The sequence below is a fragment of the Priestia iocasae genome, from assembly GCF_016909075.1.
GTDB lineage: Bacteria > Bacillota > Bacilli > Bacillales > Bacillaceae_H > Priestia > Priestia iocasae.
Genome location: NZ_JAFBFC010000002.1, coordinates 220470 through 237965, shown reverse-complemented (window position 1 = coordinate 237965; position 17496 = coordinate 220470). Strand labels below are relative to the sequence as shown.

The window sequence follows — 17496 nt, the reverse complement described above, 5'->3', positions numbered from 1 at the left end:
TTCGTAAAGGCGTTCTACTGAAGTTTTTCACGCATTGATTATTTCGGTATATGAAAATCTAGATTTTCATATAAATTAGGAGTAGAATGAAAGTAAACGTTAAGTGAACCGTTTAAATTGAGAATATAGACAGGAGATAGGGACATGGAGAAGTATAAAGTATATCTTTTACTTGTGCTCGTTATGCTTGCATGGGGAATGAATGTAGTTGCCTTAAAGATACTTGTGACAAATTTTGCTCCTGTAACAATGACAGCCATTCGGGTATTTATAGCCGGTTTATTTGTGTTGCTTTTCTTATATGCAACAAAGCAGGCGCGTCATCTTTCAAAGAAGGAATTTGTTTTTATTACGCTTGTTGGTTTATTGAATGTGGTGGGTCATCACGTTTTTTTATCTTTAGGTTTAAAGCAAACAAGTGCCTCTAACGGTGGGCTAATTTTAGGAATGGCACCTATTTTAACGACGATTTGTGCCGTTTTGTTTTTAGGAACAAAGCTGACATTTCTGCGGTTTCTCGGTGTTCTATTTGGTTTTACAGGTGTCGTGTTTATTGTGTTAACACGTAGTGGCGGGGTGACCACTGGAGCAATTGGTGACTTATTTGTTTTCTTATCACTTGTCACACAAGCAGTCAGCTATGTCTTTATTAAAAAAGCAGCAACGACCTTAGATGCAAGACTGATGACAGGGTGGATGCTTGTGACGGGCGCGTTCTTTTTGTTATTGATTAGCTTCGTAATTGAACCAGGAGGCATGCAAACAATGACCCAAGGAAGTGCGGGAGTATGGGCCATTTTCTTTGGATCAGCGCTAATCGCGACTGCATTTGGACATATGATGTATAACCAGGCAGTTCAGCACATCGGAGCAGCCGAGGCGGCTATCTTTGGGAACTTAAACCCATTTTTCGCTCTTCTAAGCTCAGCTATTTTCCTAAACGAAGCCATCCGAACCGAACAACTTCTTGCCTTCCTCCTCATCGTAGCAGGCGTACTAATGGGAAGCGGAATCATGGAACGAAGAAAAGCGAAGGCGACTGTTCAGGCTTGAGAGGCGTTGGAGCTTTTGGAGAAGAAACTGTCGTTTAGTTTCAGCTCTAGAAGTGAAATGACCGTAGAAGCTGGTTTGAGTAGCTAGACAAGAAGAAAAGCGAAACAAACCACGTTAGCTCCATAGGGCATAAGACTTGGCGAATAACTATCATTTTTCTCTATAACATAAAACAAGAGGTGATGCACCTCTTGTTTTTTTTTTGAATATTTGTTTTAGTAGAAAATATATGTGTTTTATATAAATATAAGATAACTAATAAACATTCATTCGATTGACACTAATTAAGTGGATTGATGTTCAAAAAACAAGGGGGAGATTTTTTGCAACGTATAGATCAATCTTTTCAATTATCTCCACTAGGTGATGCGGCGATTGTCGTTGCGTTTGGAAAGCAAATTAGTGAAGAGATACACAAAAAAGTCAAAACATTCGTAACAAAGCTCGATAAGCATCCTTTTGATGGACTTATTGAATATGTTCCTGCTTTTACAACAGTCACGCTTTATTATAACCCTTGGGTGCTTAGTAAGGGTGGAGTGAAAAGCGCGTATGAAGAAGTAAAAACGATTGTAGAAGAGTTGTTAAAAGCAGTAGACACAAACAAGGAAGTAAAAGCAAGACAAATTGAAATTCCAGTTTGCTATGAAGCGGAATTTAGTCCAGACTTAGCGTTTGTGGCTGAGCACAATGGGCTTTCAAAAGATGAAGTCATACAAATCCATACAGCTGGTGAATACTTAGTCTATATGATTGGGTTTGCACCTGGGTTCCCATATCTTGGTGGGATGAATGACAACATTGCTGCTCCTCGTAAAACAAATCCCCGTTCAGCGATTCCAAAAGGTTCAGTCGGAATTGCCGGTTCGCAAACAGGTGTATACCCACTTGAAACACCAGGGGGCTGGCAGATTATTGGTCGAACACCTGTATCGTTGTTTAATCCATATCGTGAGTCGCCCAGTTTGCTTCAAGCAGGTGATATTGTGACATTTACATCCATTTCAAAAGAAGAGTATCAGGAAAGAGAGGAGAGAGAGCGTGAGTCTTAAAATTGTAAGGCCTGGCCTACTTACAACGATTCAAGATTTAGGCAGACGTGGCTATCAAAAAGAAGGCATTATCGAAAGTGGACCAATGGACCCGTTTGCGTTACGAGTGGGCAATTTGCTCGTAGGAAATCACGAGGGTGAAGCAAGTCTTGAAATCACATTAATGGGACCAAAAATTCAATTTGAGGACGATCATCTTATTGCGTTAACAGGTGGTAACCTATCGCCGAAGCTTGATGGAAAGCCGATTCGAATGTGGCGTCCCATTCTCGTTTCAAAAGGCAGCTTATTAGAATTTGGACTGCCCGTTGAAGGATGCCGTACGTACCTATCTGTTTCTGGTGGGCTTTTGGTTAAAGAAGTGATGGGAAGTAAATCAACGTATTTACGTGCGGAGCTAGGTGGCTTACATGGGAAGGCGTTACAGTCTGGAGATGTGATTTCATGTGGTGACATAACGGACAAAGCGACACCATTTTTACAGGAGTTAAAACAAAGCCGATTACAACAAGCGATTTGGACATTGTCTCCACACTTGTTGCCAACTTATGAGGACGCACCCATCATTCGAGTTGTAAAAGGCTTAGAGTATGAGTTATTTACAGAAGAAAGTCAGAAGCAATTTTTTGATGAACCGTTTCACATTACACCTCAGTCAGATCGGATGGGTTATCGATTAAAAGGAGCGGAATTAACGTTGGCTAAGCAAGAAGAAATGCTTTCGAGTGCAGTTACGTTTGGAACGATTCAAGTGCCAGCCGATGGAAATCCAATTGTCTTACTAGCTGACCACCAAACAACTGGTGGATACCCACGTATTGCACAAGTGATAAGCGCGGACTATGGCAAAATCGGCCAAACCGCTCCAGGGAAAAAAGTGTCTTTCCAAAAAGTTTCCCTGACAGAAGCAGAAAAGCTATACATAGAGCAGGAACAGAAAATCAACGAAATAAAATGGGCGTTACGTGTGAAAAGAGGAGGAGAATAACATGGTAAAGGTTGATTTGAATTGTGATCTAGGCGAAAGCTTTGGCGCATACACAATTGGAAATGATGAAGAGATTTTACGTTATGTCACCTCGGCTAATATTGCGTGTGGATTTCATGCAGGAGATCCTAGTGTCATGCGTAAAACCGTGAAGCTTGCCCTTGAGCATCATGTGGCGATTGGTGCGCATCCAGGCTTTCCTGATTTAGCTGGATTCGGTCGTCGCAACATGGCTGTTTCCCCTGAAGAAGCGCATGATTTTGTGATGTATCAAATCGGTGCTCTTTCTGCGTTTGTACAAGCAGAAGGTGGAGCACTGCATCACGTGAAGCCTCACGGAGCGCTTTACAATATGGCTGCCGTGGATGCATCGCTATCAGAAGCGATTGCACAGGCAGTATATCGTGTAAATCCAGATGTGATTTTATATGGATTAGCAGGTGGAGAACTTGTTAAAGCTGGTGAGAAAGTGGGCTTACGAGTAGCAAGTGAAGTGTTTGCAGACCGTACGTATCAAGAAGACGGAACATTAACATCTAGACGATTGCCCAACGCACTCATTACAGATGATGAAGAAGCAGTCAAACAAGTTGTGCGCATGGTAAAGGAAGGGAAAGTGTTAACGCAGCAAGGGAAAGACATTTCAATTCAAGCGGATACGGTTTGTATCCATGGTGATGGCGCGCATGCCTTGGCGTTTGCTCGTCATATTAACAACGTATTACGTGAAGAAAAGATTGAAATTATAGCTCAATGAGGTGAAGAAAGATGAAGAGAGAACGTAATTGGAGCGTCCTGCTCGGAGCCGCCTTTTTAATGGCAACATCTGCAGTAGGACCAGGATTTTTGACACAAACAACGGTGTTTACACAAACGTTAGCAGCTAGCTTTGGTTTTGTTATTTTAATTTCCATTTTATTAGATATTGGGGTACAGCTGAACGTTTGGCGTGTGATTGCCGTTTCAGAAAAGCGAGCGCAAGATATCGCAAACTTAGTGTTGCCAGGTCTAGGTGTTTTAATTTCAATCTTAATTGTGATTGGCGGCCTTACGTTTAATATTGGAAACGTAGGGGGAGCTGGTCTAGGCTTTAATGCATTATTTGGTGTATCAAGTGAAGTAGGGGCGATCATTGCCGCTGCGATTGCGATTGTCATTTTTTTAGTCAAAGAAGCTGGAAAACTTATGGACCGCTTTACGCAAATTCTTGGGTTTTTGATGATTGTATTGATGATTTATGTGGCATTCACATCTTCTCCACCCGTTGGTGAGGCAGTTGTAAAAACATTTGCGCCTGACAAAATTGATATCATTGCAATCGTGACGCTGGTTGGAGGAACAGTAGGTGGCTATATTACATTTGCAGGTGGTCACCGTTTATTAGATGCAGGAATAAAAGGGAAAGATGCTCTTCCGTCCATTACGCGAAGTGCCGTTTCTGGAATTGGTCTTGCTTCGTTAATTCGTATCTTCTTATTCTTAGCCGCTTTAGGGGTTGTGAGCCAAGGGTTAACGTTAGATCCAGATAATCCGCCAGCATCTGTGTTTCAACTAGCAGCAGGCAACGTTGGTTACAAATTATTTGGCATTGTGATGGCATCTGCTGCCATTACATCGGTTATTGGGGCAGCCTATACGTCGGTTACGTTTATTCGTTCGTTTCATAAAGGAATTGTCAAATATGAAAACTGGGTGATTATTGGCTTCATTGTTGTATCGACATTGATCTTTATATCAATTGGAAAGCCAGTTAAACTGCTTATTTTGGCAGGAGCATTAAACGGACTTATTTTACCATTAACGCTAGGAACCATCTTAGTTGCAGCCTATAAAAAGAACATTATCGGCGATTATAAGCATCCATTATGGTTAACGATTTTTGGTGGTTTTGTTGTTGTTGTCATGGCGGCAATGGGTGGCTATACGCTTATCAATCAATTGCCACAGCTGTTTTCATAAGTAGAATGTATGAATCAGTGAAGAGGTTTCTCTTCGCTGATTTTTTTATGTAGAAATGTAGCGAAAAAAATCCCTGCACTCTTTCTTAATAGAAGAGGCAGGGATACTGATTGACTACACTATACCATTTTCGATACCATTTCAGCTAAGTAAGCTGTGAGGACAGCGGCATAGGTACCCACAACGTTTCCGACGATTCCCATGAGAAGACCAACAGGTGCTAATGCTGGTTGGAAAACAGATGCTACAACGGGTGCAGAGCTTGTCCCACCAATGTTACCTTGTGAACCAACTGCGATGAAGAACATCGGTGCTCGCATTAAGCGTGCAGCAAGGAAAATAACAAGAATGTGAATAGCTAACCAAACAGCGCCCATTAAAATATATTGAGGTGCATCTACAACGTACACTAAGTTCGCTTTTGCTCCAATTGTTGTAAGAAGTAGGTAAATACCAGCGTAGCCGATTTTACTTGCACCATAATCTTCTAATTTGCGCACTTTCGTAAACGATAAAGCGATTCCGATTGCTGAAACAATCATAATCGTCCATGTTGAAGCGTTTAAAACAGACGTTGCTGGTAACGTTTCAGAAAATTTACGAATCACATAAGAAACACCAAAGCCAAGACCTAAAATTCCTAGTAATTGAGGAATGGCAAGTGGTTTTGCATTTTGCTTTTCAAGCTCACCAATTTGTTCGTTTAATTTTTCAACAATTTGGTTATCAGCTTTGTTCCATTTATTAAATTTGTATTGAAGAGATGATAGAGCAATCATAATCCCCATCCAGCTATAACCAACGACTGTATCCACGACAATAATTGGTGATAAAATCTCTTCAGGTGTACCAACCGCATCCACTAATGCAGCCATATTTGCAGAACCACCAATCCAGCTTCCTGCTAGAGCGGCAACACCTTTCCACGCATCTTCTGGTAAAAACGGTTGGAAAATCGCTAGAGAGATAGGACCCCCAATGATAACCCCAAGTGTACCTGCTAAAAAGAGTAGAAGTGCTTTTGGCCCTAAACGTAACGTTGCTGGAACGTTTGTTGATAGTAAAAGAAGTAAGAGACCAAATGGTAGGATGTACGTAGAAACGAAATCATACAAGGATGATGATGATGGTGTAATCCCAAGCGTAGTTGAAATCATCGGTAAAAAGTATGCCCAAATAAGTGGTGGAGCGTAATGGAAAAACTTTTGAACTGCGCTATTTTTCCATTGTGCGAGCATGAACACTGCTCCAATTAAGGCAGCTAAGTATGCCATGAGCGCCATAGGATCTTGGATCAATGCGCCATTTTCTGTTGCAAACATCTAGATGAACCCCCTTCTGTTGTATAAAAAACGTCGTGTTTCTTCATATTTATAATAGTGATTTCAAAACACGTATTTCTATCATACTATAAAGTAATCGGTTTCTTTTATTTTTCATAAGATTAAGATTTTTGTTTGGGAAAGAAGATAAAAAAGAGACGTGAATACGAAAGGTCTTTTAAGTAGCGTGGATGATCCCTCTTTAGTAGTTCAATAGAAAAGTGACAAATTCTTTTCTACAGAATAAATCGTAATCACTTTGATTTATTTCGTAGATTTCATTCATAGTGTTTGGAAATCTAGCATATGTATCTACTAACAAGGGAGGTAAGCGTGTGACACTTTCAAAAGTAAGCAAAGAAGTAGTAGGGTTGTTGTTGCTGTTGTTGTTTGGATACTGCTTTTTCTTTTTAGATATGAATGAGCTAGAGTTAGAGGTTCCATCCTCTCTATTAAACGTGAATGCAATCTTTTTAAGTATTGTACTAGAGGCGCTACCTTTTATTTTACTAGGAGTCTTTGCATCGGCTCTCATTCAAACCTTTGTGTCGGAGGAGCTTCTGCAGCGATTCATTCCGAAGAATGCCTATGCAGCTCTGTTACCGGCTGCGATTGTGAGTGCCATTTTACCAGTTTGTGAGTGTGCGATTATTCCAGTTGTGAGAAGGCTTATTAAAAAAGGAATGCCTCTTCATGTAGGGGTTGTGATTTTAGTGGGTGCCCCGATTCTCAATCCAATTGTGCTTATGTCGACTTACTATGCTTTTCAAACCAATCTATCTATTGTATATGGACGGATGGGACTTGCGTTTCTTCTTTGTATGGTGATTGGACTAATTGTGTATGTTGTTTTTAAAAATAACAATCAGTTAAAAACGGTACATGAGCATCGTCATGAGGTGGAAGGGAATAAGTTCAAGCAAACGTTGTATCATGCAAGTGATGAGTTTTTTGATATGGGGAAGTATTTAATAATCGGTGCATTTGTAGCGAGTTTGTTTCAAACGTTTTTAAACCGTCAAGTTCTACTGGAAATCGCGAGCAGTGATATCATTGCCCCAGCCGTGATGATGGCCTTTGCGTTCGTGCTGTCTCTTTGTTCAGAAGCGGATGCATTTGTGGCTTCGTCATTTGCGCATACGTTTAGCGCAGGATCACTACTTGCTTTTTTAGTGTACGGGCCGATGATCGATTTGAAAAATACGATTATGATGCTAGCGTTCTTTAAGAAGCGATTTGCAATTGGTTTTATCTTCATCGTAACAGTTGCTGTTTACGTCGCCATTTTACTTTATCAGAGCTTTGTCTAGGAGGGGAGAAGCATGAAAGATTTACAGTTTCTTCATTATATCCGCGGCATCATTTTAATTGGATTTGCACTGCTTATGTTTAAGTTAATGATTACAGGAGACATTATTCACTTTATAGCCCCAAAAATGCAGCCATTTATTTATTTCGCAGCGATTACGTTCTTTTTACTAGGTGTGATTCAAATTTGGCGAAGTAGTACGAAAATAAATGAAGCGTCATGTGAATGTGGTCATAATCATCATGAAGGAGGCCGACTGCAGAGTGTGTTGATTTATGCCATGTTTGTACTACCGGTATTAACGGGGTTTTTGTTCTCAGATCATGTATTAGATAGTTCCGTGGCAGCTAAAAGAGGAATAAAGTTTGGTGCAAATGTAACGGAACGTCCGACCCCTGAACAGCGTGAAGAATTGATGAATCAAAGTGGTACGAGTGATGATGAGCTAGAACAATACATGAATGATGTGTTAAGTCGTGAAATCGAAGAGCCTGCAGAAGAAGGTGAACTACCGCTGACGCATCCAGAAGACTTTGTTCCGCAAGATCCACCGAAAGGGTATTATGAAAAGGTGGAAGCCTCTTTAAAAGAACAGAAAAAAATCACGGTAAAGGATGAAGAATACATTCCGGTCATGAACGTCATTGAAAGCAATGTAGAAGCATTTGTTGGAAAAGAAATTGAAGTGGATGGATTTGTGTACCGAGAGCCTGAATTTGAAGATAATCAGTTTGTTGTCGCAAGGTTTGGCTTATCGTGCTGTGTTGCAGATGCTTCTGTGTATGGAACGCTTGCTACGTCAAAGCATGCACAAAAGTTCGAAGAGGATGAGTGGATAAAAGTAAAAGGGGTAATCGAGCAAATTGAGTACAATGGACTTCTTTTACCATACATTCAAATAAAAGAAATCACGAAGATCGAACGTCCAGCCAATCCATACGTGTATGAATTTTATGAAGGTGAGCAACTAGTTGCCCCTAAAAAATAAAACCGAGAAGAAATTCTCGGTTTTTTTCATTAAGCAGGTAACACATAAAGTAAAATCGCTAAAAAGTGAACGACAGTACCACCTAAAACAAATAAGTGCCAAATCATATGGTGGAAGCGGAATCCACGCCATACGTAGAAAATAGCACCAATTGTATAGAGAACACCACCCACTACGAGTAGCACAATGCCTGCTTTTGCTAAGTTTTCTGTTAATGGACCCCAAGCAAACACAATCATCCAACCCATAAAGACGTAAAGAACCGTCGATAGGAAAAGGAATTTTTTTACGAAAAAGGCCTTAAAAATAACGCCGGCAATCGCAATTCCCCACACAATCCCAAATAACGTCCAACCAATCGTTCCTTTTACAACAACGAATAGAAACGGTGTATACGTACCTGCGATAAATAAGTAAATGGATGAATGGTCGAAAATTTCAAACAAATCTTTCACTTTTCCTTCTGGAAAGCTATGAACAAGCGTTGATGATACGTATAAAAGAACCATCGTAATACCATAAATCGTAAAGCTCACAACGTGCCAAGGTGTCCCATCTAATGATGCAAACACAATCAGAAGCGTTAAACCAACAATACTTAAAACGACACCAATGCCATGCGTAATCGCATTTGCAATCTCTTCGCCTTTTGTAAACGTATGCGTATTGGCCACAAACAAAACCCTTTCAATCATTAGTCTTTCTTCTATTATAATCGAACCTCTCCATCATGCCAAGAAAAGCGAAGACGACTGTTTAGACTTTAGGGGAGTTGGAGCTTCTGGTAGGGAAACTGTTTTTTTAGTTTCAATAACAGAAGTGAAACGACCGAAAGGCTAGGAGGCGTAGCTAGACACCAAGAAAAGCGAAGACGACTGTTTAGACTTTAGGGGAGTTGGAGCTTACCTGTCACTTACACTTATAGATGCAAAATCTGTCTTTTTGCAGAAGCGGGTAAAAAATCGTCATGACTGTCCTGTTTTGAAATAAATATAGAAGTAGTTATGTAAAGAAGATAAACCTAAAAGATAAATAAAAGGTGGGTTTTTATGATGAAACGAGAGGCTACTTTTGATGAAACTGGGACATATCGTTACTCCTTAATAAGAAAGTGGAGCGACGTAAATGAACGGAAAGTCACGTTTATCCTTTCACACCCGAGTACAGCGGATGAATATAAAGATGATTCTGTCACGAAAAAATGTCTTTTCTTTGCACAAAAATGGGGATTTGGGCAAATGGAAATTGTGAATGCTTTTGGCTATCAAGCGCATCATCATGCCGTCCTCCGTGAGTTATCGAAAGAAGATGCCATTGGTTATGAAAACGATCGCTACATCTCGTATGCAATTGCAGATGCAAAAGTTGTGGTTGCTGCGTGGGGGGAGCATTGCGTGATGCACAATCGTGATGAAGAAGTAAAAGCACTGCTTAACGGTGTTCCGACATATTGCTTTGGTATCATCAAACAAACGTATCCACGTCATGTTTCAAGCATTTCCTATGGAACAAATTTGAAATCATTTTTACATTCATCTTCTTCAGCGGTTGCTCACATGTCGAAAGATTCGCTAAAGAACGAACCGTCGTTAAGTTTTATTGAAGACATTGAGCAATTTTATAAACAAAAAGAACCAACCTATTCAACCATTCAATCATTTAAAGGAAATGAGCCTTCTAGTAAAAACAAGCCAAGCATGTTTATTGAAGATTTAATTGAGTTAAACGACGAACAATAAAGCATGCAGGCTTCTAGGTTAAGGGGAGGAATGAGATGAAAAGCAGAGAATTACTTCAGCGTTTAGAGCAACTATATGAACAATTAGAAGAAGAGTGTTTTACGTACTTGGAGACGATTGTAAGTGAAGACGCACAAATTCAACCTGCGCTATTAGTAGAGTTATCAGAGTTACTAGATGAGCTAGCAGAAGATGAATCATACGATGAGCAGTTTGTTTGCTCCATTATGGATACAATTGATCATACAGGACCTATCTATCAATTTTCGATGTTAAAACCAATCAGCATTGAAGGACATGAAGATAAAATTGATCTTCTCTATGAAGAGAAATTAAGAGTGGAGCAAGTGTTATTAGGTGTTTATAATCGTCAGCGACGCGTGTTATTAAAAAAAGCTACTCCTTCGCTTAGAAAGCTAAGTGAGCAGCTACAAAACTTGTTGCGTGTCGGGTCTATGCAATGAAAAAACGGATAGGTCAAATGAGGTAATTCACTTCTTTTCACCTATCCATTTTAACGTTAAAAAAGCTTTAAATCGTACGAATAAACACTTTTGTTTTTGACGCTTGATAAAATACGATCTAACCCTTTGATATCCATTGTATCGTTTAACGTTCCTGTATCCAATGAATAGTGCTCAAGGTAATATTTTTCATCTTTATTTGGATCGTAACGTAAAACAAATAAAGAGCCATCTTTGAAGTAGGTTTCATCATTGTAACGAACGCCGTCTTGAGACGGATTATTACCTAATGAGAATGCTTTTTTTAGCTCTAATGTTTTTGTGTGAAAAGCATATACGTCACCTAGGCCGTCAATATAATAAACGTAGTCGTTATAGAGATGTGCCGAATTTCGTACGTTGTAAGGGATAACGGCAGTTGGATTTTCAAGATTATCATCGTTTCCTAACGTAAAGGTTTCTTGCGTATGTGTTTGCTTATGAATCCGCATTAGAAATGTATCGTCTTTTTGATCATTTACATATGTAGTTCCGACAAAATAAAGATGCTGTTCATCTGCTAGAATGGGAGAGAAAGTATCGAGTGTTTTGTTGTTCATGTCAAGGGTGACAACATCCTTCACTTGTACATCATCTTTTGATTCTGTAAATGTTACTTCTTTCAGTGCATACGTATTTGTTTCTACATCGGATGTCACGATATGGATGCGATGATCCTCTAGCCCTGATGTTAAAATATAGTGAGGAATGTTGCTCGTTTGAAATGATTGTTCATTTCCGAAATAAATGTTCGAGTCATATCCTCCCTTTTGTGAATTGACGCCTGTGTTGTGAATACTAAACAACAAATCTTCTTCTTTAAGGTAACCGGTCATTGAGCCTGTGTATTGATCTTTTTTCATAGGAAACTCTTTGTACTCTTCACCAATAATACGTACTTTGTTTTTTTCTTCTACCAATAAAGAATCTTCAGTAGCAGCCATCATGCCAAGCTCTAGGCCACTCATTTGTAAGGCGCTTGATTCGCCGTTTTTATCAATAAAAACAGCATAGCTTAAGCCGCTTCCATCTAAATCTTGATCGGCCGTTGTGGAGAGATAGAGAACGGCTTTTTTATCCTTTAAAAAATCTTTATCCTGTAAGTCTTCTTCTTTTATTAAAGCAGAGCTAACAACTGCTTTTGGGAGTAGAATATTTTTTACTGCTAGTCCAATAGCAAGACTTGCGATAAGCATACCAACAAGTAGAATGATTTTTTTCATAAGTCCTCCATCATACGTCTAAAGACGAAGCCACAGATTTGTGACTTCGCCTTTGAAATTGATTAAATGTTTCGTACTAATCCTGTGTCTGATGCATCACGCACATCGCGAGGATATACGCCTAGTCCTTTATTTTTATCTAAGTCTAGACCTGCTTTTAGTAAGAATGCAGACCAAACGAGTTTTGAGCAGTTCTTTGCTTCATAGTGAGATGTTGTACGATTGGTTGCGAAGTTATAAGAATATGAATCTCCCACTTGTGAATATGCCCAGTTTGCTGCTGCATCTTTTTCGGAAGTGGTTGCATTTTTCACGTACTTAATGACAGCACCTGAAGAATCTACTTTTCGTACAGATGCAGAAATCGTACGAACGCCTGTTGACGGAACAGATTCAACGATTGTACTTGCTGTATAGTATAATCCCACATGACCATGATCTAAATAAGCGGTTTCCGAAGGTGTATAGTAAATGTGCGACTTAGAAGAGCTTCCGATAATCTTTGTGCCACCCGAAGCACCCATTGCTCCTATAGCACCTTTTTCTTTGCCTTTATCTTTTTCTTCTTTTGCTTGGTTCTTATCATTCTCTAGCTCTTTGTAAACTTCTTTTAAAAGTTTTTTTGTAGGAATTCCTGTGTTTTGAGAATAAGTTTCGATACTACTTAATAACTCTTCACTTGTTACATCGGGTTGAAGTTCTAGAATTTCTTTTAAGTAAGGCACAGAATCCTCAGAAGTAGAAGCAGACGCAAAAGAAGCACTTCCTAGTAATAATGACGCAGCAACAGATAAAGATACAATCGATTTCTTCATATACATTCCTCCGCAATAATAAATGAATGGGTGGGATCCCTCGTCGACTACTATAATTTACCAATCTTTTCATAAAGATGTAAATAATGACAAGGACCTAGTTAATTACACATAACTAGAGTTATAGCTTTGTATTAATACAGAATAAGCGAGAAAATAAAACATTTTGTTACAAAAGTTTTAACTCATTTCATCTTGTTTGTCATATAAGGGAAAAAGAAGAGAAGTGAAGAATGGGTAAAAAGATTTAGTGAGTATGTATGGAATCAGTTTATTGATTCGTATTTTTATGGAAAAATAAACCATAATTCTAATTATAAGGAAAGTCTATTAATTAAAGGATCTCTAGCAGGAAAAACGACAGAATATGACGAAAGGGAACAGACACCGTTTAAAAGGAGGGGTAAGTTCATGTTGCATTTTATAAATGTTCACTTACCGCTAGAAGAAGAAGAAGCATTGTTTGAAGTGAAAATTGAAAATGGCGTCTATACATCAATCAAAAAGCAAGAAACATATAAAGAAGAAGGGGCCTTTGTTCCTTTACAAGCCAATGTGTTAGGAATAGAGAAGCAAATTGATTTACAAGGAAGAGTAATGGTACCAAGCTTTGTGGATATGCATATGCATCTTGATAAAGCATACACACTTTCTTTTGTGCAAAACAAATCAGGCACATTAGAGGAAGCCGTATCCAACTATAAAAAAGCACTTCCGATGTTTACGGAAGAAGATATTCGTCAGCGTATGGTCAAAACAGCGCTTCAAGCACTAACAAACGGAACAACAACCATTCGTACGCATATTGATTTTGATTGTACACAAGCAGAAGACGTAGTGTTTCAAGCCTTGCATACGGCATTAGAAGTCAAGCAAGAATTAAAACCATATCTCGATATCCAAGTCGTTCCGTTGTTTGTGTACGTAAATCCAGATGATGAAGAACAAATGAAGATGATTCATGAAGCGATTGAGCTAGGAATTGATGCAATTGGAGGCTGCCCTCATATTGTGCCTGATCCAGTGAAGGAAATTGATACCCTATTTGCACTTGCAAAGGCGTATGACCTACCGCTTGATTTGCACGTTGATGAAGATGATGATCCAGCGGTGGATACGATTGTGAAGATTGCTGAAAAAACAATGGAAACGAATCATCAAGGAAAGGTGAATGTCGGCCACCTTTGCTCGTTAGCTGCGATGGACGAACAAAAAGCCACTAACATCATTCAGCTCGTCAAAAAGGCTAATATTCATGTGGTAACGTTGCCAGCGGCGAATCTTTATTTACAAGGACGTAATGACCAACGCATCGTACGCCGAGGGGTGACAAGAATTCAAGAGCTGCAAGAAGCAAATGTGCTCGTCGCAACGGCTTCTGATAATATTCATGATCCGTTTCATCCATTTGGTAAAGCAGACCTTATTCAGATTGGTCTGCTAACAGGATATGCTGCGCATATGGGCACAAAAGAAAATCAAGTAGAGCTTTTGCGGATGATTACGCATATTCCGGCTGAAATGGTAGGCTTGAAGCGCTATGGAATTAAAGAAGGCTATGAAGCAAGTTTTGTTCTGTTTAACGCACAATCTGTGGAGGGAATTTGGACAGAGGTTCCGGAGACACGCTTTGTATTCACAAAGCATCGCTGGGTGAGCGTCAAGGAAACGCATCAGCGACTAGCCGACGCAACGCTTACAGCGCTTTGGCATGAGAATCAAACATTGCTCTAAAGAGAGAGGCCGTCACACGCTACAGGTGGACGGCCTATTTTATGCGATCGATTTTTTGTAAAATACGCTTCGCGTCACGAATCCGCTGAAACGTTGTAAATACTTCAACGGCCAAAAATAACAGGGTGAACCATGTTAAGTAAGAAGTGAACGTCATCATAAATGAAAATAAAATAAAGCCTTCTGTCCGTTCTCCTAAGCCAGTTTGATAGTAAAAGGATTTCATTCCACTCTTTTCAGCAAGGGCACCAACCGTTAAGAAAACGGTCATAGCATAAATGATGGATACGCTTAAAAGGAGAAGAGCCCACATCGAATCAGGATAGCGAAACGCCAGTCCTAAAATAATGCTAATTTCTACGAGTCGGTCAAATCCGATATCTAAAAATGTTCCCCACGCTGACGGCTTTGTTTTTCGTGCCATCGTACCGTCAACAGCATCTAAAAATCCAGATAGCCAAAGAAGAATAAGAGCAACCACTGTTTGTTCAAAATAAACAAATAGACCCGCACATATTCCAACAAAAAAGCCGATGTAGGTAACATGGTTTGCCGTTAACTTCATTCGTAAACAGAAAGTAGCCGTCGTTGTAATAACGGGCTGTATGTACTTTCGAGCGTGTGTATCAAGCATAGTATCACCTATTTAAGCAGATTGGTTTTATTATCTATTTGTTCCATTTAAAAAGCAAGTTTGAACAAGTTGAGCTTTCATACTTGGTTCTTGTAAAAGACGCATATACAATAGAACATGAGGTGAGAAAATGAAAAAGTTATGGATGATGCTTAGTCTGCTTTTATTTTTGGCAGGCTGTCAACCAAGTGATAAACAAGTGTCAAACAAAGAATTACTGAAAAAAGAATGGAATGAAATTGAAAGCTTGGCAGAAGGGTCGGAAGTGAATTTGTTTATGTGGGGAGGAGATCCGAACATCAACCAATACATTGATGAGTGGGTAGCGCCTCGTTTGAAAGAAGAACATGACATCACATTAAACCGTCAACCTGTTGATACCCCAACCTTTATGCAAAAGCTACTAACTGAAAAAAAAGCAGGAAAGCAAGAAGGTTCCATTGACGTCATGTGGATTAATGGAGAGAATTTTAAGCTAGCCAAAGAAGAAGAGCTTCTATATGGCTCATTTGCCGAGAAGCTGCCGAGCTATAAGTATGTAGACAAAGAAAGTGGATTTACAGAAGAAGATGCAGGCACATCGATTGATGGACTTGAAGCACCGTGGGGAAAAGTTCAATTTGTGCTTTATTATGACAGTGCGAAAGTAAAGAATCCACCGAAAACAATGAAACAATTGTCAGCGTGGGTAAAAGAAAACCCTGGTCTATTTACATATCCAAATCCAACTGATTTTACAGGCAATGCGTTTTTACGTCAGTTTGTGTATGAACAAAATCAAACGCCTAGCGGGGATGTAGAAAAAGACACCGCACACATTTGGTCGTTTCTAACAGAAATTGAACCATATCTATGGCGTAAAGGTAATACATACCCAGAATCACTAGAGCAATTAGATCAGCTCTATAGTCGGGGAGAGGTTCAGTTTACATTTGGGTTCAATGAAGCAAGAGCCGAGAGCTTAATTAAAAACGGCATGTTTCCAGCAACGACACAATCGTATGTGCTTGATGCAGGCTCGATTGGCAATGCTCATTACTTAAGCATTCCGTTTAATGTGAAAAATCCAGCGGGTGCAATGGTAGCGGTTCATTTCTTACAATCTCCAGAAGCACAGTTGGCAAAGCTGCAGCCTGAAAATTGGGGAGAAGGAACGGTAGTGTCTTCGGATTCGTTAGAAGATGAGATGAAAGCAGCCTTTTTAGACGTAGATCGAGGTGACTCCGTGTTACCTGCTGAAGAGCTTGAAAAGGCGTTCAAACCAGATTTAGATGCGTCTTACATTGAGTATATAAAGGAGAAGTGGAAAGGTGAGGTTTTACCGTAAAAAGTGGCGTCTATTTATCTATTTATTTCCGGTATTGGTCGTCGTTGGCGGTTTGCTCAGTTACGGCATCGTAATGGGGTTTTTAGAGAGTGTTGGAAGAATGGAAGGAGCCGTAACGTTTGACTATTATCGAGCGCTTATTGAAAACAAACAATTTCAACGCTCAATTGGATACAGTCTTTATTTAACGGTTGTATCAACGGGCATTTCGCTTGTGATTGGTGCATGGCTTGTTCATGAGCTGCATAAACAACTGCGTAAACATAAGTGGCAATTGCTCGTGTGGGTACCTATGCTACTACCTCATTTTGTCGCAGGTTATTTAGTCGTTCTGTTGTTTTCACAAAGCGGTTTGCTATCTAGTTTGTTTGCGACGCTTCATGTGACAGATAGTATTCAACACTTTCCAGAGCTAACGAATGATCGATATGGAGTCGGGATTATTCTAACGTATGTATGGAAAGAAGTTCCGTTTGTTATCTTAATGCTATTACCGGTCTATGAACAAATGAATACAAAATTATCAGAAGTTGTGACCACGCTTGGAGGTAGAAAGCGCGAAGTATTTCGCTATGCACAGTGGCCAGTTTTATGGCCCGTTTATTTAGAGATTGCGCTTATTTTAATTGCATTTTTACTTTCAGCGTTTGAAGTTCCATATTTACTCGGAGTCACAAGTCCAAAAGCGGCACCTGTATTAGCATATCAGTGGTTTTATGAAGGGCAGTGGGAGATGAGGCCATATGCTCAAGCGTTAATGATGGTCATCACCATTTGTACCATTTCACTTGCATTTTTAATTGCCCAATCAACAGCTCGTCATCGAGATCGCCTAGCGAAAGGACAGTAA

Annotated in this window: 17 protein-coding genes; 12 read left to right on the top strand and 5 right to left on the bottom strand. The window is 39.7% G+C overall.

From position 1 onward, the window contains the following. Positions 1 to 144 precede the first annotated feature (144 nt). From JOC83_RS06350 to JOC83_RS06330, 5 genes are all read left to right on the top strand, one after another. The gene (locus JOC83_RS06350; RefSeq protein WP_205185455.1) at positions 145 to 1053 is read left to right on the top strand and encodes a DMT family transporter; all 909 of its coding nucleotides are present in this window, start codon (positions 145 to 147) and stop codon (positions 1051 to 1053) included. Between the two features lie 296 nt (positions 1054 to 1349). Further along, entirely contained in the window at positions 1350 to 2105 is a 756-nt protein-coding gene (gene pxpB / locus JOC83_RS06345) for a 5-oxoprolinase subunit PxpB (RefSeq protein WP_378913190.1), read from the top strand. Beyond that, entirely contained in the window at positions 2095 to 3093 is a 999-nt protein-coding gene (locus JOC83_RS06340; RefSeq protein ID WP_205185453.1) for a 5-oxoprolinase subunit C family protein, read from the top strand. Before pxpB ends, JOC83_RS06340 begins: the two co-directional genes overlap by 11 nt. 1 nt (position 3094) lies before the next feature. Continuing rightward, positions 3095 to 3850: a 5-oxoprolinase subunit PxpA gene (pxpA, locus tag JOC83_RS06335; protein ID WP_205185451.1), complete on the top strand. Its 756-nt coding sequence runs from the start codon at positions 3095 to 3097 to the stop codon at positions 3848 to 3850. Between the two features lie 11 nt (positions 3851 to 3861). Beyond that, a complete protein-coding gene (locus JOC83_RS06330) occupies positions 3862 to 5052 on the top strand; it encodes an NRAMP family divalent metal transporter (protein ID WP_205185449.1) in 1191 nt (396 codons plus the stop codon). A 119-nt stretch (positions 5053 to 5171) separates the two neighbouring features. Here JOC83_RS06330 and JOC83_RS06325 read toward each other — a convergent pair whose 3' ends face one another. Then, positions 5172 to 6374 carry a DUF819 family protein gene (locus JOC83_RS06325; RefSeq protein ID WP_205185447.1) on the bottom strand — a complete coding sequence of 401 codons (1203 nt, stop codon included), beginning with the start codon at positions 6372 to 6374 and terminating at the stop codon, positions 5172 to 5174. Between the two features lie 335 nt (positions 6375 to 6709). On the opposite strand from JOC83_RS06325, the gene JOC83_RS06320 reads away from it, so the two are divergent. Further along, positions 6710 to 7684, top strand: a complete 975-nt coding sequence (locus tag JOC83_RS06320; RefSeq protein WP_338038875.1) for a permease — start codon at positions 6710 to 6712, stop codon at positions 7682 to 7684. 12 nt (positions 7685 to 7696) lie between these two features. Next, on the top strand, positions 7697 to 8671 hold the full coding sequence (locus JOC83_RS06315) for a TIGR03943 family putative permease subunit (protein WP_205185445.1): 975 nt from the start codon (positions 7697 to 7699) through the stop codon (positions 8669 to 8671). A 29-nt stretch (positions 8672 to 8700) separates the two neighbouring features. Here the strand turns inward: JOC83_RS06315 and trhA are convergent, their stop codons facing one another. Then, positions 8701 to 9345 carry a PAQR family membrane homeostasis protein TrhA gene (trhA, locus tag JOC83_RS06310; RefSeq protein WP_205186031.1) on the bottom strand — a complete coding sequence of 215 codons (645 nt, stop codon included), beginning with the start codon at positions 9343 to 9345 and terminating at the stop codon, positions 8701 to 8703. A gap of 375 nt (positions 9346 to 9720) precedes the next feature. Between trhA and JOC83_RS06305 the strand changes: the two genes are divergently transcribed. Then, positions 9721 to 10410 carry a DUF1643 domain-containing protein gene (locus JOC83_RS06305; protein ID WP_239583383.1) on the top strand — a complete coding sequence of 230 codons (690 nt, stop codon included), beginning with the start codon at positions 9721 to 9723 and terminating at the stop codon, positions 10408 to 10410. Positions 10411 to 10445: 35 nt separating this feature from the next. Then, the gene (locus tag JOC83_RS06300; RefSeq protein ID WP_205185443.1) at positions 10446 to 10874 is read left to right on the top strand and encodes a hypothetical protein; all 429 of its coding nucleotides are present in this window, start codon (positions 10446 to 10448) and stop codon (positions 10872 to 10874) included. Between the two features lie 56 nt (positions 10875 to 10930). Here the strand turns inward: JOC83_RS06300 and JOC83_RS06295 are convergent, their stop codons facing one another. Continuing rightward, positions 10931 to 12136 (bottom strand): hypothetical protein, encoded by a 1206-nt coding sequence (locus JOC83_RS06295; protein ID WP_205185440.1) that lies wholly within the window; start codon positions 12134 to 12136, stop codon positions 10931 to 10933. Positions 12137 to 12198: 62 nt separating this feature from the next. Next, positions 12199 to 12951, bottom strand: coding sequence for a YiiX/YebB-like N1pC/P60 family cysteine hydrolase (locus JOC83_RS06290; RefSeq protein WP_205185437.1), 753 nt, complete (start codon positions 12949 to 12951; stop codon positions 12199 to 12201). 411 nt (positions 12952 to 13362) lie between these two features. Here JOC83_RS06290 and JOC83_RS06285 point away from each other — a divergent pair, with 411 nt between their 5' ends. Beyond that, positions 13363 to 14685 carry an amidohydrolase family protein gene (locus JOC83_RS06285; RefSeq protein ID WP_205185434.1) on the top strand — a complete coding sequence of 441 codons (1323 nt, stop codon included), beginning with the start codon at positions 13363 to 13365 and terminating at the stop codon, positions 14683 to 14685. A 34-nt stretch (positions 14686 to 14719) separates the two neighbouring features. On the opposite strand, the gene JOC83_RS06280 is transcribed toward JOC83_RS06285, so the two are convergent. Next, positions 14720 to 15319 (bottom strand): CDP-alcohol phosphatidyltransferase family protein, encoded by a 600-nt coding sequence (locus tag JOC83_RS06280; protein ID WP_205185431.1) that lies wholly within the window; start codon positions 15317 to 15319, stop codon positions 14720 to 14722. A gap of 130 nt (positions 15320 to 15449) precedes the next feature. Between JOC83_RS06280 and JOC83_RS06275 the strand changes: the two genes are divergently transcribed. Further along, on the top strand, positions 15450 to 16646 hold the full coding sequence (locus JOC83_RS06275; protein ID WP_205185428.1) for an ABC transporter substrate-binding protein: 1197 nt from the start codon (positions 15450 to 15452) through the stop codon (positions 16644 to 16646). Next, entirely contained in the window at positions 16630 to 17496 is an 867-nt protein-coding gene (locus JOC83_RS19970) for an ABC transporter permease subunit (protein ID WP_205185425.1), read from the top strand. Before JOC83_RS06275 ends, JOC83_RS19970 begins: the two co-directional genes overlap by 17 nt.